The organism is Burkholderia oklahomensis C6786 (genome assembly GCF_000959365.1).
GTDB classification, from domain to species: domain Bacteria; phylum Pseudomonadota; class Gammaproteobacteria; order Burkholderiales; family Burkholderiaceae; genus Burkholderia; species Burkholderia oklahomensis.
On the sequence record NZ_CP009555.1, the window covers coordinates 147,567 to 167,916 of the forward strand.

At 63.4% G+C, this 20,350-nt stretch carries 23 protein-coding genes; all 23 read right to left on the reverse strand.

Annotated features, from left to right (window positions below):
• Positions 1-35: 35 nt before the first annotated feature.
• The 23 genes from BG90_RS00575 to BG90_RS00680 all read right to left on the reverse strand — a co-directional run bounded on the left by BG90_RS00575 (position 36) and on the right by BG90_RS00680 (position 20,350).
• A complete protein-coding gene (locus BG90_RS00575; protein ID WP_010121271.1) occupies positions 36-578 on the reverse strand; it encodes a lysis system i-spanin subunit Rz in 543 nt (180 codons plus the stop codon).
• The gene (locus tag BG90_RS00580; RefSeq protein ID WP_374189769.1) at positions 578-1,066 is read right to left on the reverse strand and encodes a lysozyme; all 489 of its coding nucleotides are present in this window, start codon (positions 1,064-1,066) and stop codon (positions 578-580) included. Before BG90_RS00580 ends, BG90_RS00575 begins: the two co-directional genes overlap by 1 nt.
• Position 1,067: 1 nt before the next feature.
• Positions 1,068-1,280 carry an HP1 family phage holin gene (locus BG90_RS00585; RefSeq protein WP_025990444.1) on the reverse strand — a complete coding sequence of 71 codons (213 nt, stop codon included), beginning with the start codon at positions 1,278-1,280 and terminating at the stop codon, positions 1,068-1,070.
• Positions 1,281-1,322: 42 nt separating this feature from the next.
• Positions 1,323-2,039 (reverse strand): hypothetical protein, encoded by a 717-nt coding sequence (locus BG90_RS31440; RefSeq protein WP_081470003.1) that lies wholly within the window; start codon positions 2,037-2,039, stop codon positions 1,323-1,325.
• On the reverse strand, positions 2,039-2,347 hold the full coding sequence (locus tag BG90_RS37095) for a hypothetical protein (protein WP_025990445.1): 309 nt from the start codon (positions 2,345-2,347) through the stop codon (positions 2,039-2,041). Before BG90_RS37095 ends, BG90_RS31440 begins: the two co-directional genes overlap by 1 nt.
• Positions 2,347-5,652 (reverse strand): TipJ family phage tail tip protein, encoded by a 3,306-nt coding sequence (locus BG90_RS00595; protein WP_010121280.1) that lies wholly within the window; start codon positions 5,650-5,652, stop codon positions 2,347-2,349. Before BG90_RS00595 ends, BG90_RS37095 begins: the two co-directional genes overlap by 1 nt.
• On the reverse strand, positions 5,649-6,233 hold the full coding sequence (locus tag BG90_RS00600) for a tail assembly protein (protein WP_025990446.1): 585 nt from the start codon (positions 6,231-6,233) through the stop codon (positions 5,649-5,651). The genes BG90_RS00595 and BG90_RS00600 overlap by 4 nt, the downstream gene beginning before the upstream one ends.
• Positions 6,230-6,982 (reverse strand): C40 family peptidase, encoded by a 753-nt coding sequence (locus BG90_RS00605; RefSeq protein ID WP_010109982.1) that lies wholly within the window; start codon positions 6,980-6,982, stop codon positions 6,230-6,232. Before BG90_RS00605 ends, BG90_RS00600 begins: the two co-directional genes overlap by 4 nt.
• Positions 6,983-7,031: 49 nt before the next feature.
• Complete coding sequence (locus BG90_RS00610; RefSeq protein ID WP_010121284.1) at positions 7,032-7,715, reverse strand: phage minor tail protein L; 684 nt, start codon at positions 7,713-7,715, stop codon at positions 7,032-7,034.
• On the reverse strand, positions 7,712-9,097 hold the full coding sequence (locus tag BG90_RS00615; RefSeq protein WP_010121286.1) for a tail fiber domain-containing protein: 1,386 nt from the start codon (positions 9,095-9,097) through the stop codon (positions 7,712-7,714). The genes BG90_RS00610 and BG90_RS00615 overlap by 4 nt, the downstream gene beginning before the upstream one ends.
• An 8-nt stretch (positions 9,098-9,105) precedes the next feature.
• Entirely contained in the window at positions 9,106-9,444 is a 339-nt protein-coding gene (locus BG90_RS00620) for a phage tail protein (protein WP_010121288.1), read from the reverse strand.
• Positions 9,441-13,505 (reverse strand): phage tail tape measure protein, encoded by a 4,065-nt coding sequence (locus BG90_RS00625; protein ID WP_010121289.1) that lies wholly within the window; start codon positions 13,503-13,505, stop codon positions 9,441-9,443. Before BG90_RS00625 ends, BG90_RS00620 begins: the two co-directional genes overlap by 4 nt.
• Positions 13,506-13,518: 13 nt before the next feature.
• Complete coding sequence (locus BG90_RS00630) at positions 13,519-13,803, reverse strand: phage tail assembly protein T (RefSeq protein WP_010109990.1); 285 nt, start codon at positions 13,801-13,803, stop codon at positions 13,519-13,521.
• Positions 13,803-14,267: a phage tail assembly chaperone gene (locus BG90_RS00635; protein WP_025990447.1), complete on the reverse strand. Its 465-nt coding sequence runs from the start codon at positions 14,265-14,267 to the stop codon at positions 13,803-13,805. Before BG90_RS00635 ends, BG90_RS00630 begins: the two co-directional genes overlap by 1 nt.
• 27 nt (positions 14,268-14,294) lie before the next feature.
• A complete protein-coding gene (locus tag BG90_RS00640) occupies positions 14,295-14,750 on the reverse strand; it encodes a phage tail protein (RefSeq protein WP_025990448.1) in 456 nt (151 codons plus the stop codon).
• A gap of 63 nt (positions 14,751-14,813) precedes the next feature.
• Positions 14,814-15,161 carry a DUF3168 domain-containing protein gene (locus BG90_RS00645; RefSeq protein ID WP_010121292.1) on the reverse strand — a complete coding sequence of 116 codons (348 nt, stop codon included), beginning with the start codon at positions 15,159-15,161 and terminating at the stop codon, positions 14,814-14,816.
• On the reverse strand, positions 15,158-15,580 hold the full coding sequence (locus BG90_RS00650; protein ID WP_009901139.1) for an HK97-gp10 family putative phage morphogenesis protein: 423 nt from the start codon (positions 15,578-15,580) through the stop codon (positions 15,158-15,160). Before BG90_RS00650 ends, BG90_RS00645 begins: the two co-directional genes overlap by 4 nt.
• Positions 15,573-15,899: a phage head closure protein gene (locus tag BG90_RS00655; RefSeq protein ID WP_010121293.1), complete on the reverse strand. Its 327-nt coding sequence runs from the start codon at positions 15,897-15,899 to the stop codon at positions 15,573-15,575. Before BG90_RS00655 ends, BG90_RS00650 begins: the two co-directional genes overlap by 8 nt.
• The gene (locus BG90_RS00660; protein ID WP_010121294.1) at positions 15,899-16,465 is read right to left on the reverse strand and encodes a head-tail connector protein; all 567 of its coding nucleotides are present in this window, start codon (positions 16,463-16,465) and stop codon (positions 15,899-15,901) included. Before BG90_RS00660 ends, BG90_RS00655 begins: the two co-directional genes overlap by 1 nt.
• A 6-nt stretch (positions 16,466-16,471) precedes the next feature.
• On the reverse strand, positions 16,472-16,657 hold the full coding sequence (locus BG90_RS00665; RefSeq protein WP_010121295.1) for a hypothetical protein: 186 nt from the start codon (positions 16,655-16,657) through the stop codon (positions 16,472-16,474).
• Positions 16,658-16,716: 59 nt separating this feature from the next.
• Complete coding sequence (locus BG90_RS00670; RefSeq protein ID WP_010121296.1) at positions 16,717-18,024, reverse strand: phage major capsid protein; 1,308 nt, start codon at positions 18,022-18,024, stop codon at positions 16,717-16,719.
• A gap of 101 nt (positions 18,025-18,125) precedes the next feature.
• Positions 18,126-19,094, reverse strand: a complete 969-nt coding sequence (locus BG90_RS00675; RefSeq protein WP_010121298.1) for a S49 family peptidase — start codon at positions 19,092-19,094, stop codon at positions 18,126-18,128.
• Positions 19,091-20,350, reverse strand: a complete 1,260-nt coding sequence (locus tag BG90_RS00680) for a phage portal protein (RefSeq protein WP_025990449.1) — start codon at positions 20,348-20,350, stop codon at positions 19,091-19,093. The genes BG90_RS00675 and BG90_RS00680 overlap by 4 nt, the downstream gene beginning before the upstream one ends.

Consider the following 20,350-nt stretch of genomic DNA (forward strand, 5'->3'; position numbering starts at 1 on the left):
TTCACTTCATGAGTCGCTGAGTTTACAATCAAATTTCAATTCTGACATCCAGACGTCTGCGGCCGGATCGCGCATACGTAGCCCTGTAGGGCCGTCAGTTTGTCGATCTCGCGCTGATCGTCGCCGGCGACGCCGAAAACGCGTTCCGCAACCGTTGCGTCGACGTCTGCATAGGCGGCGGCACCATCGCCCACGCCGGCGGCGCTGGAAGCGCCGGACGCGCCGTCGCGACCGGCTGCCGTGCAGTTTCGGACGGCGACGCGCAGCCGCTCAGTGCCAGCGGCAAGAGCAGCCCGCAGGCTGCGATTCTCTGCTTCATGGTCGATCCTCTCTTTCGTGGTTCGTTGGTCGACGGCCGCCACCGCCGACGCTGCCGTGTCATGCGCGGCGATTGCGCGCAGCTCGGCGTCGAGTGCGGCACGTGAAATCGCGCCCAAGGCTTCCGCGTGCCGCTGCGCATCGGACGCCCGTGCTGCCTGCTCGTTGGCAAGCCTGCGTGATCCGATCAGATGATCGACACCAGCGCCGGCCGCGATGCCGAGCAGCATGGCCAACAGATACAGAGCTGCTTTCGGCATCACAGCCCCCGCTCGCACAACGCGCGCTCGGCCGCCCGGCGTTTCACAAGGCCGGGCAGCACGCGACCGCCCGCCGTCACCCACTGCGGCCGGCCGCTGTCGGACTCGTTCAGCGCGCGGCACGCACCGCGCCAGTCGCCCGCGCTGAAGCGCTTCGCGGTCGTGCTGTTGCAGTAAGCGTTCGGGCCGACGTTGTATGCAAAGCTCACGGCCGCCGCGAGCTGATACGGACGGTTTTTCAGCCCCGGCGTGCAACGCAACACGGGTTGGGCGTGCGCGATCAGTTGCGTTTCGAGTGACGCGCGACACTCGGCCTCGCTATACGCCTTGCCAACCACGACGTCGCGCGTATCGCCCATGCACTTCGTCGGGATGCCGACTGGATCGAGATACCCGACCAGCTTGACGCCCTCGAACTTCGTGACGATGGAAAAAAGAAGGGCTGCCGCAGCAGCCCCCACAACGCCCACAAGAGTCGTCCTTCGCATTTCAGCCATCGTGCCTCTCCATCTCCAGAATGCGCATGTCCGATTCGCGCTGTTCTCGGCGATCCTTGCGCCACATAAAAAAGAAGTTGAGCCCAAATGTTGCGATTGCCGTCATGATGCCGACGATCACCCCGATATCCGTCAGCGTCAGTGAAGACGCAACAGCCGTAACGCTTCCAACGTAGCTCGCCACTTCACTCGGACTCGCTCGCATTAGTCCCTCGCAATGAAAAGGGCCGCCATATTTGGCAGCCCGCTAAACTATTCCCGTCCCATCAAGTACCATGAAGCGCGAGTGATACTGCTCGCGAAAGCATGCGACATTTGGCGTTCTTCCTCCGTTGTACAGAGCAGTTCCCCAATACACACTCCCACCGTCAACGCGAATCGACGAGAGCTCTACCACGCCCGGGTCATAGCTCCACGCTTTGTGAACAGAGTAGATGGCCGAAATCAGAACAGGCACGCCGTACGACCTAGAATGCCACGGCGGCGACGGCGCACCCTCGACCGCCCACCCGACACCATTCATATAATCTTCGAAGATCACATCGAGGACTCTGAGAAACGGCTTCGATGAATCCGAGACCAACCGCCCACTCGCATCGAAAACTTGCAGACCGAAGTTTCCCGCGGCGACGGGTACTTGGTCGAACACGAACAGTCGGACGTTACACGGCCGCTCGGTGACAAACGTCAGGGAATATGTACCCCCACTTCGTTGCACATTCCACAGCGTGATTCCCACTGCACCAGACGCGAGTACCGCGTACATCGGACCAGCCACTGCCGAGAAAGTGAACGTCACATGTGGGAGATTTATCGTGAATGTTCTTCCAGCATCATTCAGCGCCAAAAATAGCGAGCCGACCGCAGAATCCGCCGCCATCGACTGCACCATCTGATAGTTCGGAGTTCGCCCGTCGATCTGATACACCCCGGTATCAGTGAATGCCTGAAATCCTGCCTGCATCAATACACTCCAAAAACGATCCACCCGGGGACTCGGGTGTACGCGTTCGATCCGCTTGAGTTCGGGCTATACGACCAACTGATTCCCCCTGCATTAATCGAGACGACCGGCGACGGCTCGGCGCCCGAAACACGAAAGAAAATCTGTTGCGGCATGAAGGCCCAAAACGGTTCCCCGCCGGACATATCCGCCGCAACGCTCCCGTCGTTCCCACCAGTCCACGCGATCCCGGCTACCCGCCCTGCTCGCGACTTCGCATCGAGAATCAGACGGCCGGCACCGTCGAAAATCTGAAGCCCAGCTGTCATCACCACATCCCCATGCGCACACGCAGCACGCCGTTACCGTCATAAACCCGAACGCTGCCTCCATCGATCACCAGTCGATTTCCGCTTCCGTCGGAGGCGTTGATCTCAAACCAACCGCTCTTGTCGAGCCGCCATCCCTGCCGCCCCGCGATGTAGTTGTCGGACTGGATATAGCTGCCGATCATCGCATTCGTGATCCAGCCCGCACCGATCAGCGCCTGACGCAAAAACACCTGCCCGCCCTGCACGACGAACGGCGCACCGATCACACCCGAGCCGTCCTCGTCGATCACGGCGAACCGCTTCGCCGACACGAGCACCTGTGATTCGACGACGCCGTTGTCGTTATCGAGCCCCACGCCGATCGACGCCATGTACTTGTGACCATCGACGGTCGTTTGCACTTTGATCTGATACGACGCCGCGACACGCCCGTTCAGGTCGGCGTACGACTTCGCGACGGTTTGCACCGCGGCTGCGTTGTCGTTCACCTTCGCCTGTACGGTCGTGATCTGCTGCGCCTGTGCGCGATCCGCCTCGACGCGCGCGATCGTTTCCGTCTGTACCGCGGCGCTCAGCAGGTTCGAGCTCGATCGCTGCTCTGCGGCGACCGTGTCGATCTTCTTCGCGACCGCCATGTCGCCCTCGGCAATCGCCGACTGCAACGACCAGACGCCAGCGCTAAGCGTCTCGTCGCCCGCGTAGATCGTCGCGTCGCCCGCCATCGGCGGGGTGATCAGATCGATCGGCTCACGGAGATCCGAGCCAAGCGCCGACTTCCCGATCTGTCCAGCGAAGTACTTCTCGTAGTCGCTTTGATCCGTGCTCGGCTGCCCCTGCACGCCCGGCCCCTTCGCCGGAAACCACGGCCCCGCGTTGCCGGACGTATCGACCAGGCGCGCCCAGAAATAGAAGACCTGTCCGACCGCGAGCCCCTGATACGACGTCGCGGCCTGCGGATACGCGAAGTCCGAGAACTTGATCGCGTCATCGCGGCTCGGCGTGCGGCTGTACCAGATCTCCGTTCGTTGCGTGTCGCCGGCGGACCCGTCGCCCGGGAACGCCCACTTCAGGTCGATCCCATATACGATGCCCGTCGCGGTCAGCGACACCACCGACGGCGGCGGAGTGGTCTTCCCCGTGAGCACCGTATCGACGCCGTATGCCGGAATCGACGTCACGCCGAGCGCATTCTCCGCTCGCACGCGTGCGAGGTACTTCCCCTGATAGATGCCCGGCACCTCGACCTGCAGGCCGCCCGTCGACGGTACCCGGACCCACTCGCCGTTATCCTTCCGCCATTCCACGAGGTAGCTCGTCGCGTGATTCGCTGCGTCCCACGCGATCACCATCGTCGTCTTCGAGATGCCCTGATCGACCACCGAGTATGTCGAGAGGCGGACGTTCGACGGCGGCGGCTGCACCGACGGCGGAACGATCGTGATCGGCCGTTGCTGGATCTGCGCGCCGTCGTCGATTGCCGCGTACTTCCCCGGCTCGTACTGCGTCGCGTTGATCGTATAGACGATCTGGCCGTCGTCGTCGCTCTCCTGCACGCTCACCACGCGATACTGCTGCGCCGCGAGCTCGTTGCTCTCGACCATCCACACCGCGCCCGACACCGGATCGGCGTCGAACCGCTCGACGAGCGTGACCGTGTCGCCGTTGACCGCTTTGACAGCACGCGCCTGCGCGAGGCCCGACGGCAGGATCGCCGTGAAGCGATCGCCGGCCGAGACCGTCGGCGCCTTGTCGAGCGTGATCGTCTCGCCGGCCGCAGCGCGGATGCGCCCGCCGATCCGGCGACCCGCCTTGCGCGGATCGGCGACGGCGATCACCTGTCCCGGCGCACAAAGCGTCCCATCGAGCCCGACCTGAAACGACACCGTCCCGGTCTCGTACCGCGACGTCAGCAGCAGCCAGCGCCCGAGGCGGTGCGCCTGAGCCTGCGACGTGCAGCCGAACGCCGTGACTTCCGTCTTGATGACGCCATAGCGGGCAATCCCGTCATCGTCCTGTACGGGCTCGACAGCCTGCTTATACTGGTTCGTCGGATCGTTGTAGCTGACAAGCGCGACCGTGTAACGCGTCTTGCGCTCGCTTCCGACGTACTTGAATGAGCCGCCGACGACGTTCGCGGCCGTGTACAGGTAGACCGGATCGGACGGCATATCGGCCGACGCGACGACGGAGCCAGCACCCCAGTATGAAATCCCGCGAAAAACGCTCGCAAGATCCTGCATCACCTTGAACGCATCCGCGCGCGTCTGGATCACGCAATTGCATGTGAAACGCGGTTCCTTGCCGCCCTTCCCGTCCGATACCGGTTCGTCACAGTGACGCGCGATTGCGTACAGCGCCCACTTGTCGACCATCGACGCATCGACACGGTCGCCCAACCCATAACGTTTGTTGAGCAACAGATCGTAGTAGACCCAAGCCGGGTTATTCGTCCACGCCATCTTGAACGTGCCGTCCCACGTGCCCGAATACGTGCGAATCTCCGGGTCGTAGTTCGTCGGCACGCGGATGATCAGTCCGCGCACGTGATACGAGCGCACCGGCACGCTCGAGAACGAACGCGCGTCGAACGTCATGCCGACGAGTGCCGTCATCGGATAGCGGAGCTTTCGATCAACGATCTCGGTGATCGCTTCGATATTGATCGAATCAGCGATCGTCGCCGTGTGCGCGTTCGGCGTGATGCGACGCACACGGATCAGCCAACCGTTTTTCGCACGCGGCAGCTCGATCCGATGCGAGCGCTCGTAGAGCGACGTCGTCTTGCCGTCGAACGCGCCGGCCAGCACCTGCGCATACGATCCGCCGTCGACCGACAGATCGATCGCGTAGTCGACGCGATAGCCCGTGATATTGCCGTTCGACGTATCCTGACGCTGTAGCGTCGGCACGCCGAAGCGCACACGCACCGCGGTCAGTTGCGTATTCTGGATCTGGCGCACCCACGGCGCGTCGGACGTCAGCGGCACACCGACGCCGGCCTCGCGCTCGACGGCTGGAAAGCCGGGGATGTAGTCCTGATCCTGCGTGCCGGTACGGACGTCGACGGTGTAGTTCTGGAAGTTCAGCGAGCCGTCCGCGTTCTGGATCGGCGTGCCGTCGAGATAGACCGACTGCAGGCCATTCACCAGCCCCACGATCGGCCCCTCCGAGATCACGTCGAGCACCTTCGCGCGCGCAATCGAATGCAGGCTGTCGGGTGATTCGCTGCCGCCACCGCCGCCACCGCCCCCCTTCGCACCGTAGATTCGCTTCAGCCCACCTTCGGCGTAGAGCTTCTTCAAATCTGATCCTCCGCATAGATCCCGGAACTGCCCACCTTCGAACCGACGATCATTTCGCCGATAACGAGTGGCACCGGCTCACCCTGTGCGGCGCTGTTCACGGGTCCGTTGAAGTAGTACGACGTGCCGTTGTTGGCCGCCCCGGCGAGGCCGGCCTGTTGTGGACTGAGCATCTGCACGATGCCGCCGAGCGCCATCGACGCGCCGAGCCCCATCAGCGACGTGCCCCACGGCTGCGCGAAGCCGAACGTCGCCATCGCGCCGACGGCGACGAGTGCGGCGCCGAGGATCGTGTTGAAGAGCCCGCCGCGCTTGCTGCCGACAATCACCGGCGCGATACGGATCTCGTCGCGCCCGACTGGATGCTCGAGCTCATCCTCGTCGAGATTGCGCCGGCCGTTGAACACCGCAAACGTCAGGCCGTCGTCGCGCGCCGACATCAGAAACGCGCGGAAACCAGGAATCAGCACCGACAGCGCGCGCACCGCCTCCGCGGTCGACGAAACCGCCAGACGATGCACTCTTCCGAAACGCCGACCGAGCACCCCATACAACCGTATCGTGCGAAGCATGTCGCTCACTTCCGATCTCCCACATAACGCAGCACCGTCGTGCAGCAGTCGGCCCACATTCCGCCCCATACCGCGCGTACCGAGAGCTTCCCGTACGGATGGTGGAGGAACTGTCCGTCACCCAGATAAACGCCCGCGTGATTCGGCACGTCGTTCTTGCTGCGGATCTGCATCAGCGGCACGTCGCCGACCTGCAACGTTACGTCGCGGCCGACGTCGAGAAAGCCGGCGTCCTGATAGTGATTGAGGTAGAGGTTTGACCGGCCATCGTCCCACCAGCCGTCCTCGCGGTCGAAATCGGGCAGCACCACGCCACGCTCGCCGAGATACCAGTCGCGCACGATCGCGTAGCAGTCGTGTACGCCATGCACGTACTGGCGGCCGATCAACCTCGCGACGTAGCCAGCCGGCCCGAATTCGCACCAGTCATCGACGCCGATTGAGCCGTCGGCCTGCACGCCGAGCGACACGATCACCCACTTCGCGATGCCGCTGCGCTCGCACATCGCGCGATCCGCGTCGCTCGGCTGCGCCGACGCCCCCGGATGCGAATGCACCAGTGCGACAATCTCGCCCATGTCTTCGGCCGCGGCGTAGTCCTCCGACGCGAGCGCGAACTGGTCGGTCGGCACGGCTGCGAGGTTCCGGCAGCGCACGTACACCTCGCCGCGTGCCGCCTTCACGACGAGCCCGCAGCACTCGCGCGGATACTCGGCCAGTGCGTGCGCCTCGATGGCGCTCTTGATCTGTCCGTCCATAAAAAAACCCGCCGTGTGGCGGGTCCTCATATCGAAATTGAATTGCGCGTCACGCCATCGTGTCGCACAGGAAGCCGCCGAACGGCAACGCGTTGTTCACGCCGAATCGGCGCTCGCAGCCGCTGATCTTCTTGCTGCATCGATCGAGCGCAGGGTCGCTCACCGGGTTGTCGTCCCTGTCGAAGCACGCCGCACCGGTATAGCCGCACTCGGAACCGCGATACTCCCATTGGCAGATCGATATGATTTGCCGCTTCGGCAGTTGCTGGCCGCCAAAGTCGAGCGGAGACGACAGCGTGAACTCGACGTGCAAGCCCGGCTGCTCGTCGCTCTTCTGCTCGATCCGCCATTGCTGCGTCGGCAACTCTTCGTGCGGGTCCGCCGTTGGGTTGCCGGCCGGGAAATTCACGGCGTCGAGGTAGCGCGCGAGTGTCCGGCGCCGAATCACTTTCGCGCCGACGAGATCGCCAAGTGCAACGCACAGCGCCGAGATCGTCCCGTTGATGTCGCCTACCCGCAGTGTCGGCGACGGCTGTTGCGCATCCGACGTCTGTTCGAAGCCCGCCGCCTGAATCGGCCACGGCTTGTATTCGTGCCCCTGCCACACGATCGACGTCGACTGCAAATGCCCATGAAAGCGCAGTACGTCGGCGCCGAGTGCCGTACAGTCGACCTCGAATAGCTCGATCAGCCGGCCCGGCTCAAGCTGCTGAATGTCCGCGGTGACGGTCACTTCGCCGCCTCCAATTCTGCAATCCGCTTAATCGCGTCCTGTAACGCAGCATCCGTCTCAAGCAGCCCAGCCAGCAGCACGCCGACGGCGTTCGTGTAACGGAAGGTGAGCGACGGCCGTCCCTTCGGCGGCCCACTCTCGCCGAAGATCTCCTTGCCGCTTTCGTCATACTGACGCACGATGAAATCGCCGTCCTCGTCGATCTCCGGCCCCTCGCCAAGCAGCTCCGGAAAATCCCACCACTCGTTCGCGATGACGCCCGCCTGTCGCCCGGCCTCCGGACTGCTCTTTGGTAGATACGTCACGCCCCGCTTACCGCGCAGCCGCGCCATCACGTTTTCGAGCGTCCTGATGTCGGACTTGAAAGCGCGATCGGACGCCTGATTGAAATTCGAAGCTGTCAACACCCCGAACGTGGATGCGTTGTAGTTGACGCACTGCAATTCCGCAACGGCCGTGTTCGGCGAAACCCGAAGCTGCACGCCTACGGTGTTGTTGACCCCCGAGAAGCCGAGATAGCTCAAACTGTGCTGGCCGTTCAGATGCAGGTTTGCTTGCGTGTGGAGCCCCGCCGGCGCGGCCGCAATCTCTTGAGGTTGATTGAACGTCTTCTTCGATCCCACAATCTGCGGCGTATCGAGCGTCATCGGCTGCGCGAGATTGCCGCTGTGCCAGAGATAGCCGACGTAGTTGCCGTCGACGGTCGCCCCCAGTTGCCCGGTGACCCTCTGCCCCCAATCGAAACGAAGAGTGTGCCCCTTCGCGCACACTGCGACCACCTCCTCGTTGACGGAGAAAATCTTGTCCTTGAAAACGTACTGGTACGCGCCTTTGTCGGGGGACCACCAACCCACCGACCCGCTGCTTCCGTAGAAGTAGCCGGGCATCTTGCCGAGGTACAAATGGCCTTCGTCGCTCGATTGCCCGGCCCGGATATCTCCACCTACAGTGAGATTTCCGCTGACAACCTCATCCGGCATCATCTTGCCGCGCTCAGCGGCGTGCCAGATCTTCACGCCGTCGGAGACGTACTTCACCCAGTCCCCGGTATTCATCGCCACCAATTGGGACAAATCACCAGGCTTCAGCTTGATCGAAACTCCTTTCTGCACGCAAAAGAGATGAATACATGCGTTCGGTCGAACCGACGAGGCAAGCGGTAATCCGATGACCTTACCCTCATCAGCCATCCACAGCCCATATCGCTTTCCGACGTCTTCGGACGTGAGATCCACGCTGTCGTTCAGAAATCCGATATCGAGCGGGGTCGAACGCTCGACCACGTCGAAATTCTCGTTCGTCTTGATGTGCGCGACGCGGTTGTCGTCGCCGCCGTTTCCTCTGGGCGGCTCACCCAATCTGATTTTCTGAAGCACTGCCATCTGATCTCCTACACAGAAAACGTTTCTTCAAACTGCGCCGTTATCGTGTACACGGCGCCGTTCTTGATCGGCTCGGAGTACTTCTCGCAGACGAACAGCCCGCGCGCGCGGAGCGGCGGGGTCCAATAGAACGACTCCGCGCCCGCATGCCGATCGAGGAAATCGATGATTGCCGTGATCTTCGCCGCATTGCCGACAAACCGCAGATTGAATGTCGACTCGCGATTGTTCAGGCCGTCCGCTGCTCGCTGCGTGTAGCCGTCTCCAAATGGTGCTTTGCGCACGCGCAACGTCGCATCGCCACTGTGTCCCGGCACCGTCGGCGACCATTCAAATGTGTCTTTCATCCTGCCATCCCGTTTTGCGCTCTCCACAACGTCCCACCCTGTCGGCGTTCACGTTGTATGAGCTCGCGTATCATCTGCTCCAGCATCTTTCGGAATTCGCCGGCCGCGATCAGGCTCGCAGGGTTCGACGCACCGCCCTCGATCGTGACCGGCGCGCTGACCGAGATCCCACCGTCGCGCATCGACGAGTCCCCTCCACCAGCACTCCCGCCAACGAGCCCGCCGGCGGCGAATCGCGCGAAGCCGGATCGTCCGCCGGCGTTCAATCGCTCGAGGTGTGCGCGCACGCCCGGCTGCGACACCACTGCGGCGCGAACCACGAACTCGCCGTTCGATAGCTGCGCCGGAATGCTGTCGCTCGTAGACGTGCCCGCCCCCCACACCGCACCGCCCGTCGCAAGGTGGAATCCGTAAGCGTTCGAACCGACGGCCGCACTCGCGGCACCACCAAGCGCGCCGACAGCATCGGAAACGCCGCCGAAGCCCAACGCCGAGCCGATCGCCCCGAACACCTGAGACATCGCCGCGCGCGCCGAAAACCGCGCGAGATCGGCGATCATGCTGTCGACCAGCCCGCGAAAATTGAGCTTGCCCGACGTCGCAAACGACACGAGCGCATCCTCGGCATTGCGAAACGAACTCGTCAGCGCGTCCTCGGCCATCCGCGCTGCGTTTTGCGCCGATTCCTGATAGACCGCCATCGCTCGCTTCACGCCAACACGCCAGTCAGCCTGCAACGCGAGCCGCTGCTCGAGATAGCCGCGCTCGCGCGCGACCTGCTCCGCCTCGGCCGTGTTGATGCGCTCGATCTCGGCGAGGTACTCGGGCGAACCGAGGGTGCCGTCCTTTCGCGCTCCCTTCGTCAGTTCGTCCCGCCGACGGCGGAACTCGTCACTCACGCGATTGACGGCCTGATTCAACTCGCGCGCGTTGTCACCCATCGACATCGCCGCAAGCTCGCGCTGTACGTCGCGCTGACGCTCGGCCGCGTAGTCCGCGAGCTCCGCGTCGATCTGCGCGCTGCGCTCCTTCAGCTTGTTGATTGCGTCGCGATAGCGGACCTCCTTTTCCAGCTGTGCCGCCTGCTCGTACCTAGCGCGAATCGCCTGCTGATCACGAAGCAGGCTCTTGTCGTCGTCCGACAGTTTCTTGCGCTTGCCGCGTAGATCCGTCACCTTCTGATCGAACGCGAGGAGGTCCTTTTGCGACTGCGTCAGCTTGTCGGTCGCGACTGCCTCGACGCGCAGTTGCGCGATCCGCTGCCGGATGTTGTCGAGCATGCGCTCGCTTTCCAGCGAGTGAACGCCACTGCCCTTCGCTACCCGGGCCGCCGCCGCGTTGGTCGACACGCGCGACGTCTGCGCCGCAGCGGCGGCGACCGTCTCGTCGAACGCCTGCTGCCCGCGCGCCGAGGCTGCGGCGCGCGCCGCGTCGGCGTTGAAACCGAACTTCTCGAATTTCTTGCTCGACAGATCGGCTTGAAACTCGGCGAGCGCCGCCGCCACCACCATCTGCTGATTCATCAGCGCGAGCTCGCGCGTCAGGTTGTCGATGTTGGTTCGCGCGCCCGCCGCGGCTTTCGAATCCTTGTCGGCAATCGCTTTCTCAAGCGACTTATACGCGTCCGCGCGACCGGCAAGCAGCCCGGCCATTCGCGCCTGCGCGTCGTTCGCGCCCTTCGTCCGCGCCTCGTATTCGGCCTTCTGGCGGGACGTCATGCCGATGACGTCGGATTCCTCCTTCAGCTTGTGGACGTACTTCTCCCAAGCCTCCGACGCCATACCGCCGGCAAAGAAGTTGTTCGCGTCAGAAAGCAGCCGCACGCCGTCGGCAGCGCCCCTTGCGGCCGCGTCCATTGCGGCGAGTGCCTGTGCGCCTTTCTGCGACGCGAGGCCAGCCGTGTCGATCGCGCCAGCGGCCCGCACCAGCTCGTCGCGCAGCGCCTCGCCACCGCTCGTCGCCGACACGAAGCGGTCGATCAGTTGCCCGATCTCGCGCGATTTCTCGTCGACACCGAGGTTCGATGTCTTGAGGCGATCCAGACCGGCGAGGAATCGATCAAGCGCCGCTTGATCTGCATCCGAGACCACCGACGGCGCGTCGCCGAACGTCGGCACCATGACACTCTGCGCCGCCCGCGTCGCGAGGCTCCGGTACGCGGACTGCGCGTCGTCGGCCGCGCGCGACGTCTCTTGCTTGGTACGTAGCCGCTCGGATTCCTGCAACAGCGGCGTCAGTTGCCGATACTTGTCGATGATCTGATCGAGCGGCGCCTGCATGTCGATCAGACTCGACGTCGCACTGCTCGCGTTGTCACGGAACAGCAGCCAGTTCGCGGCGGCGCCGAGCGCCACCGTGCCTACCGTCGCCAGAATGCCGGGCAAGCCGCCGACGGCCGCCAGAAAACCCGACCCGAGCGACCGCATCATCGAACCGGTACGCGCGAGCGCCGTTTGCGCCACCGCCGCGCGCTCGGACGCCGCCGCCAGGCCCGCCGACGTCGTCGCCGCGGAACGTTCGGCGCGCTCGCGCGCCTGTGTGGCGAGCGCGACGTCGCGTTCGGCCTGCGCGAGCCCGCGGTCGGTTTCGGTGAGCGACGCGGTATAGCGCACCTTGTCGATCGCCCCTTGCTTCGCTGCCGCCTCGAGCGCGGTGCGGCGCTGCTGCGCGAGCGCGAGCGATGCCTCGGCGCGCTCAAGCTCTTGCTGCGCAGCGGCCGTCTCGCGCGCAATGATCGCGGCATACGGCAAGCCGGCGATTCGAGTGCCGATTTCCTGACTATTCGCGAGATTCGATCGCGCGGTCGCGACATGCGCCTGCGCCGACGCCTCGACGGCGCGCGCCTCGGCGAGCTTCGCCTCGGTGTACTTGATTGATCCAACCGTCAGCGCCGATTGCATCGCGAGACTTTCGCGCATCGCGCGCATACCGGCGAGCTCGGCCTGCGCCGATGCTTCAGCCGCCTGGGCGTTCTGCAGCTTCGCCGCCGCGGCGTCGCGATCGCTCTGCGCCTTGGCAAGCGCCGCCTGCGCCGCTTCGTGCTGCTTGACCGTTTCCTCGACGAGCGCCCGGCGTGCCCCGACCCACGCGGTCGCCGCCTGCGTCGCCGCGACTGCGGTCTGCCCGAAGTACACGGCAATCCGACCGGCCGCGAGCGACACCCCGAGCTTCACGATGCCGTCGAGGTGATCCGCGACGTACGTGATGCTCTGCGCGAGCTTTTGGCTCGCGCCGGTCGCGTCGTTCGCCTTCCCGACGTACGCGACGATCTCCGTCTGCAGGCGCGTCATCGCCTGCCCGACCGTCATGTTGACCTTGCCGAACAGGTCGTTGGTGCTTGCCCCGGCACGCGTCAGCGCGTCGATCAGGTTCTCGACCGTGAGCTTGCCGTCTTCCGCAAGCGACTTGAGCTGCGCCGTGCTCGTGCCCATGCCGCGCGCAATCGCGTCGGCAACGCCCGGCAGCTCTTCGAGCACGCTCTTCAGATCCTGCCCGCGCAACTGGCCGGCGGCGAACGCCTGCCCAAGCTGCACGATACCGAGCCGCGCCGTATCGGCCGAGACGCCCGACAGCGCAACCGCCTTACCGATCGTCTCGACCAGCGGCCCGACCTGCTTGATCGTCAGGCCGAGGTGCGACGTGTTGTTCGCGATCCGCTGATACAGCTCGGCCGTCGCGTCGAGCGGCTGCCGCGTGTCGCGCGCGATGCGCAACACATCGTTCTGTGCGACCGCGAAATCGACCTGATCGCGCGTGACGATCCGAAGCCGGTTGCTCAGGTTCGTCCACTCGTCGGCATACTCGATCAGTTGATGCACGCCGAACGCCGCCGCGGCGGCCTGCGCGTATTCGCGGATCGAGCTGCGCGCCGCGTCGAGCGCGCGCACCGTAACCTGCACGCTCGCGGCGTTCGAAGCAAACGCCGCGTCCGCTGTCCGCCCGCCATCGCGGACAGCGTTGAAATACGAGCCGGCCGTCGACGCGAGACCGCGCATGCGGCGGTCGTATTCGGTCGTATTTGCCGTAACGCTGACGATCAGCTCGCGAAGGCTCGTTGCCATAGTGTTTTCTCGCCTACTTCGCCATGCGCATCAGGGCGGCTTGAAACGGATCGCCGCCACCTTCCTCTTCCTCGCCCGCCACGGGCGCGCCGGACCAGTTCGGCATCATGTCCGACACCTTCACCTTCGCGCCCTGCGACTGGAACGCCGCCGCCGCGATCATCGCCGCATGCAGATCCGCACGATCGTCTGCAACGGGCGATTCCGCGTCGTACCCAATCCAGAGGCTCAGCTCGGCGGACGACATCTGCTCGCAGAGCTCGGCCAACGTCTTGCCGAGCCGCAGCGCGAGCGACATCAGGAAGCAGAGGCCTGGGGTTCGGCGGAAGGCTTTTTTGCGTCTTCGACCGGATCGACGTCGAGCTTGCCGAATTCGAGCGCCTTCACGACGATGCGGTTGTGCACGGAGCCGAACGCCGTCGCGACCGCGGCCGCGTCGTCGTCCGAGAACAGCCGCCTCCAGCCGTCCGGGGTTTCACCGAACACGACGCGAACGAACAGCCGCGCATTCGCCTGCACGTGCGCGTCGTCGCTCGCGCGCGTGAACTTCTCGCGAACAGCCGTCTCGTCGTCGTCCTCCGATACTCCCGCGATGTCGCGGAGCGTTTCAATCCAGAACATGCGGTCGCCGACCGTCGGCTCGCGCACGGCGATCCTCTCGTTGTTCCATTCCGGTACGCTCATAAGTTCATGCCGCCAGCCGGTCAGCGGGTTCAGCACCGCGGCACGCAGGTGCGCCATGCCTCGAATTTCGTTTTCCATGTTCACCTCTTATTTGCGATCGGGGAGTTACGCCGCCGGCGGAGGCACGATCTTCGGCGCACCGCTCAACCGCATGCTGTAGCTGGACGAGATGATCCCGTTCACACCGCCGGACCACGAGTACTGGCGCACCATGCCGACCATCAGGAACTGCGATTTATCGGAGAACGTGACGCGCAAGACGTGCTTCGCTTTCGTGGAGTGCGCAGCACGCAAGATCAGTTGCCCCTCGTCGTCCGACGAGTAGTTGCCCTCGACAGAGAACTCACCCGGATCGCCGATGCCGAGCTCGGATTCCTTTTCCTCGCTCGCGAAGGTCGTCGCGTCGATCTCATCGGACTGGCCACCCTGCCACTGGATCTGCTTGGTGGTCGTGTTGAGATCAACGAAGGCAATGTCGTTCGCATCGAGATCGTTCGACGGCACCTTCGAAACTTCGACCTTGGTTCCCTGCGATCGAATGCGCTTGCTTCTTTCAGCCATAAGCCCCTCACAAATGAAAAAAGGCCCGCACGCGGCGGGCCAAGTGAATCGTCGTCTTGTCGGTCAGAACTCGACCGACAGTTCCAAGCTGATGCGGAAAAGTCCCGTGTCCGCCAAATAGTCGTCCGGCAGCTCGTCGACACCTCCAACCGAGAACCGATCCTGAACCGACATCGCACGATCGATTGCCAAGTCGGCAAGCCGGTCCGCGTCGGTGAACGTCGGCGCGTAGCAGTCGATCTGATAGGAACCGGAACGGCCGCCGATCAGCCCGGCGAGCGCCATGTCGAGCTCGCCATGAACGCGCGTGACGACGAAATACGGCGCCTGTGCCTTCTGCGGTGCAACGCCGAGATATCCCTTTGCGCCACCGATGCCCTGTAGGGCGTCGCGAATGACGATCGTGCTCACCGTCGCCCCCCCAGCGTGCGGTCGATTGCGCGCGCCAGCTCGGTGCGAATCGCCCCTTCCGCCTCGCCGATCGACGCATCGAACGCCGGCCGCATGAACGGCTGCGCCTTCATGTACTGCGTGCCGAATTCGTCGAAGCGCCAGTAAAACGCGTTGCTCGGCGAATCGGCCTTGCCCTTCGACCGGACACGTACGCCTGCTGTCGCCAAGCCCGGAGCGTCTTTCTGCCGAAGTGCTGCTGAGACGATATTGCGGCGCAGCTTCCCAGTTTTCTTCGGTGCGCGCTTACGCGCCTCATCGCGTATCACCTTCGCACCGGCCACCGTCGCGCGCCGCAGCGCCTTCGTCGACTGCGATTTCGCAAGCTTCTCGAAATCCGCACGCAGGTCGGCGAGCCCGACAATCTGAATGCTAGACATACTTTTCTCCCACCTTCACCGACAGGTCGAGATACCCGCGTTTCCGCGCCGGCAATACTGCTGTGATGTCGTAGAGCCTGCCGTCGTAGCGAACGCGCATCTGGTCGTCGATGCCGGCTCGATAGCGGATGCGCATGCTCGCGACCATCGCACCACGAACCGCTCCGGAGATGACATGCTCCTTTCCGTTCAGGAAGCGAACATCGGCCCACGGTCGCGCATGCACGACCCACGCTCCCGGAATCGGCTCATCGTTCTCATTCGTCTCACCGCTCCGCCGCTCAATCACGATCCGTTCCTTGAATTTCCCCGCTTCCATCAGAACCTCGGCGGAACCGTGATCGGATTGAGCAGCACGTCGGAATAGCCACCTGGCATTTCTCCTATGGGCTGCCCGTCCGAGAAGAGCTCTCGATGGTCGTAGGCCCATGCGGCCGCAAGTAGCATCCAAGATCGCACCGACGGGTATCGCGCAAGCTCGACACCCGCTTGGTATGTGATCGTCACGGCGCGCGCGTACGGCCAACCAGCCCGACCGGCCGGAACGAGAAGCGTCTCTCGCCCCAACTGAATAAGCTCGAAATCGACGGCGCCGAGCGTCGCTGTCGCTCCCGATGCATCGCGGATCTCAATGCTGTCGACGCCGATGACCTGCCCGACAGACAATGGGACCTCGGCAGGCGGAAAGCCCGACAGGTGCTCCACGTAGCGCGCCTTGCGTATCGCGGCGCCGGACTTGCTCTCGGCCGCTTGCCGCGCGCCGGGGATCACGACGCGCTCGACGAAATCCCGCTCATCGTCGTCATCGATGCGGCACTGAAAAGCGACCTCCTCATACGTTAGCGGCTCCGCGTCGTCCAGGTATTCGACGAGAACAGCAGCCATACCGCGTTACCCCTTCGCTACGGCGGGCTTGGCGCTTTCGCCCTTCGCCACCGATTTCGCGCCCTTCGGGTCTCCCTCGTACTCCGAGGCAATTTCGGCGTTGAGGAGTTTGTCCGCAAGCTCATCGTCGAACCCTGCGATGTCGCCGGGCGTGTATTTACCAAAATGCCGCTGGATCTTGATCACCTTCATGTTTTCCTCCGAAATGCGGACCGCCCACGAATGGACGGGCCGCACGGTTACGGCTTCGCTTACGCGCCCCAGGTCACGCCGGCCAGCACCGCGATCGACTCGACGTGACGCGGGCCGAAGTCGTTCTTCGCGATCACGCGAATCAGCGTCTGGTCGCGCTGGAATGCACTGACCACGTGGCCGTCGGCGTCCTTATAGGTGGCTTCCTTGCTGTAGTCGATCTCCAGCGTTTCTTCCTCGCCGATGAAGACGTCGCCGAAGTCGGTGAAGTAGATCTCCGACTCCTTGCCCGTTTCACCTAGATTGATCGGCACTTGCGTCGTCTTGCCGACCGGGTAGCCCTTCAGCATGCCGTTGGCGAGTTCCGGATAAACCTTGTTGCCGTTCCCGTCGCGCAGACCTTCGAGGAAGCGGAACGTACGCGGGGCCATGATCCAGCCGGGCTGCGTCAGATTGGCGTCGGCGTTTTCGAGCGCGAGAATGGCTTTGCCGAGGTCCGTCTCGATCTTCTGCAGCGTCGAACCGTCGCCTGCCTTGAGGACGTTGTTGTCGAGCGCCCAGAAGCGCAGGCCCTTCGGCGTGTTTGCCGTGCCGTCGTCACGAATGAACGCCTTGTCTTCGCGCGCACCAATCGCCGCAGTGAGGTCGCCGATCACGATCTGATCGACGTTCGGATTCACGCCGGCGTACTTGATGAGATCGTTCGCGATCGGCACCAGCGCGGCCATCTTCTTCGCCGTCAATTTCAGATCGTCGAACTGTTGCTGCGTCGTCGGGATATCGGTGTCTGCGCCGATGTAGCCGACGATCGCTCCACCCTTCAGGCGCGGGATGGTGATGTTGCCGTTGGAGAGCGGCAACGTACGCGCGCCGAGCTTGCGAACGACGGACTTCGGACGCAGCAGTTCGATGACCTCGCTCGACAGGTTCTCCGGCACCAGGACGCCGCCCGCGCCCGGCGAAAGGGTGTTAAGCGACATCGCGACTTCCTCGCCGAAACCGCGCTCGATCGCCAGTTTCGCCGCAAGCTGCGCGTCGCCACGCGCCGCCGCGAGTGCGCGCACCATGCGCGCCATCTTCGCGCCCTTCACTTCCGGCGCCTTCGGTTGTGCATGCACGGCCGCGGCGGCCGGTGCTGCGACGGCGGCCGGATTCGGGTCGACCGGAACGGCCGCCGCAGCGGCCATGCGTTCGGCGGCTTCCGCGCGCTCAATCTGCGCGGTCAGTTCGTTGAATTTCGAGTTGAGTTGGTCGAATTCGGCCTGTTGCTCGACCGACAGCGCCGTGCCGCCCACCTCGAGCTGTGCCAGCGCTTGCACCCGCTGATTGACGGCTGCGCGTTCGCGGCGAAGTTCATTGACGTTCACTACTCTTCTCCAAAAAAATGCCGCCCGAAGGCGGCAGTGCTTGACTGAGACGCGAACGCGCTCCAGTGCTGAATGACGAAAATCCGATTTCTGACGACTGGTTACATCATGGCCTGCATGTTCATCGCGGCCGCGCGAGCCGAAACGCTACGGCGCGTATTCGCGCCTTGACGATCGGCTCGGGAGGCGCGGACTTCGGCAGCGATGCGGTTGATCGCTGCCTGTGGCGTCTCAACGCTATCCGCGAGTCCAGCATCAACGCCTTTCTGACCGAAGAAGATTCCCGCCTGCGTGTCCTTTACCGCTTGCGTGCTCAAACCACGGAAGTTCGCAATTGCGTCCACGAACTGCTTGTAGCTGTTTTGCACCATGCTCGTCAGGAACGTCAGCGACTGATCGCTCAGCGGCTCATGCGGCGTGAGATCGTTCTTGTGATCCCCGGCAAACACCGACGTCACCTTGATCCCCTGCTGCTCGTCCCGCTTCGAGACGTCGAGATGGTTGGCGATCACACCGATCGACCCGATGCCTGAAGTGCGGCTGACGATCACGTTCGATGCCGCAGCGGCAATCAGATAGCCTCCCGAGAAGGCCGAAAAATTGACGATCGCCGTGATCGGCTTCACCAGCGACGCAGCGCGGATGTCATCCGCCAACTCGAACGCACCGGTCGCGCTCCCGCCATTGCTGTCGATATCGAGCACGATGTGCTCGACGGCCGGATCAGCGACCGCCTGATTCACGGAAGTGCGCAAGCCCTCGTAGCTGGTCATCGGCTCGCACGGATTCATGTGCGCCGAACGCGACACCAGGATCCCCAAGACAGGAATGATGTCCATGCCGGTATCGGCTACGAGCGCTCGCCGACGTTCCGATGCGGCCGCCATCTGAGCGCCACTTTCGTAGTCGTCGTCTTCCATGATCTTCGGCTGCACGCCGTTCACGGTCAGATTGACGATATTGAGGTTGAGCGCGTGATTCGCCCACTGCACCGCGAGCGACATCATCGGGTCCGTGACGAGCTGCGGCTGATTGAAAATCAGACTTGCGAGTCTGAGGTGCGGCTTCAAGATAGGATCCTCCCAATTTCGTCGATCGCCGCTTTCGTCGGCTCTGTTTTGCCGACGGGAAGCTGCTGCGGCTTCGACGCGTCGACCATGTTCATCGGGCTCAGGTAGATGTCGCCGCCCTTGACGGGCGGCATGTTCTCAAGCCGCCTGATGTCGTTAATCGACAGCCAGCCCCATTGGCGCCCGACCGCGTATGCGGCGTAGCGCGACGACTGATCGCCTCGCAGCAGCCCCGCGAGGTTGTATTCGATGAAGTACTGCTTGCGCTCCGACGGCAACAGGAGGTCGCGCGTCTTCGTCTGCTCATGCCGCTTGACCCACGGCAACAGCGTATAGATGACGAACTGGAGCGACTGATGCTCGATGTTGCTGAAGGTGGCCCGCTCCAGCTCGTTCACCATATGAGCCGGGATCTTGTAGATCCGCGCAATGTCGAGCGCCGAGAGCCGCAACGCATCGATCAGCGCCGCATCGACGTTCGTCATCGACAACGGCTTAAAGGTCATGCCTTCCTGCAACAGCGCGACCTTCTTCGCGTTACCTGATCCGCCGAACTTCGAATTCCAGCCGTCCGTGATGCGATCCACGCTGGCCTGATCCTTGAGCGCCGGACTATCCTTCGGCCGCTCGATCACGCCCGACAGCGCAGTGCCGTTCATGAACGACTTGCCGGCGTACTGTTGGATTGCCAGCGCATGCCCGATTGCATTTGCGTGAAGGAGGATCGGCGACAATCCGGTGTAGCCGTTGATCGACACCCAGCGAACGTGATGCACCAGTCGCTTCGGCATCGGATCGGATCCGTAGACCCGATAGACCGGCATCAGGTCCGGGCCCTTCATGACCGTCATCGCCTCGTTGTCGAGCGGATATAGGCCTTGGATGACTCCATCCTGATCGCGATCGATGAAGCTGTAGCTGTTGCCGCGAAGGCCGACAGCTACCTGCGACTGCTCCTGAAACTCGAACGGCGTCTGCCACGGGTTCGGCTCGTACTTTAGGATCGAATACAGGGGGTGATCGGTCGCCGGCTTCCTGTCGTCGCCCGAACGCTCATACAGCTCGATCGGCAACTGCGCGATGCTCTCCGAAAGCAGCGTGACGCAGTTTTGCAAAACCGTCAGCGACAACGCGCTCGCCGGGGTAACGACCTGACCAGCATCCGATCGCGAGCTACCCAATAGCGCCGACACCCATCCACCGCCGCCCATCTGCGCCTGACCGACGTTGGACAGCAATTGCCTACTGAAGAACAT

Excerpts from the sequence above, each read along its gene's own strand:
- BG90_RS00650 (WP_009901139.1), bottom strand. The coding sequence starts at position 15,580 with ATGTCTAGCATTCAGATTGTCGGGCTCGCCGACCTGCGTGCGGATTTC.
- BG90_RS00655 (WP_010121293.1), bottom strand. The coding sequence starts at position 15,899 with ATGGAAGCGGGGAAATTCAAGGAACGGATCGTGATTGAGCGGCGGAGC.
- BG90_RS00665 (WP_010121295.1), bottom strand. The coding sequence starts at position 16,657 with ATGAAGGTGATCAAGATCCAGCGGCATTTTGGTAAATACACGCCCGGC.
- BG90_RS00640 (WP_025990448.1), bottom strand. The coding sequence starts at position 14,750 with ATGGCTGAAAGAAGCAAGCGCATTCGATCGCAGGGAACCAAGGTCGAA.
- BG90_RS00575 (WP_010121271.1), bottom strand. The coding sequence starts at position 578 with ATGCCGAAAGCAGCTCTGTATCTGTTGGCCATGCTGCTCGGCATCGCG.
- BG90_RS00625 (WP_010121289.1), bottom strand. The coding sequence starts at position 13,505 with ATGGCAACGAGCCTTCGCGAGCTGATCGTCAGCGTTACGGCAAATACG.
- BG90_RS00680 (WP_025990449.1), bottom strand. The coding sequence starts at position 20,350 with ATGTTCTTCAGTAGGCAATTGCTGTCCAACGTCGGTCAGGCGCAGATG.
- BG90_RS00605 (WP_010109982.1), bottom strand. The coding sequence starts at position 6,982 with ATGGACGGACAGATCAAGAGCGCCATCGAGGCGCACGCACTGGCCGAG.
- BG90_RS00620 (WP_010121288.1), bottom strand. The coding sequence starts at position 9,444 with ATGAAAGACACATTTGAATGGTCGCCGACGGTGCCGGGACACAGTGGC.
- BG90_RS00615 (WP_010121286.1), bottom strand. The coding sequence starts at position 9,097 with ATGGCAGTGCTTCAGAAAATCAGATTGGGTGAGCCGCCCAGAGGAAAC.
- BG90_RS37095 (WP_025990445.1), bottom strand. The coding sequence starts at position 2,347 with ATGACAGCTGGGCTTCAGATTTTCGACGGTGCCGGCCGTCTGATTCTC.
- BG90_RS00630 (WP_010109990.1), bottom strand. The coding sequence starts at position 13,803 with ATGTCGCTCGCGCTGCGGCTCGGCAAGACGTTGGCCGAGCTCTGCGAG.
- BG90_RS31440 (WP_081470003.1), bottom strand. The coding sequence starts at position 2,039 with ATGCAGGCAGGATTTCAGGCATTCACTGATACCGGGGTGTATCAGATC.
- BG90_RS00635 (WP_025990447.1), bottom strand. The coding sequence starts at position 14,267 with ATGGAAAACGAAATTCGAGGCATGGCGCACCTGCGTGCCGCGGTGCTG.
- BG90_RS00580 (WP_374189769.1), bottom strand. The coding sequence starts at position 1,066 with ATGCGAAGGACGACTCTTGTGGGCGTTGTGGGGGCTGCTGCGGCAGCC.
- BG90_RS00660 (WP_010121294.1), bottom strand. The coding sequence starts at position 16,465 with ATGGCTGCTGTTCTCGTCGAATACCTGGACGACGCGGAGCCGCTAACG.
- BG90_RS00585 (WP_025990444.1), bottom strand. The coding sequence starts at position 1,280 with ATGCGAGCGAGTCCGAGTGAAGTGGCGAGCTACGTTGGAAGCGTTACG.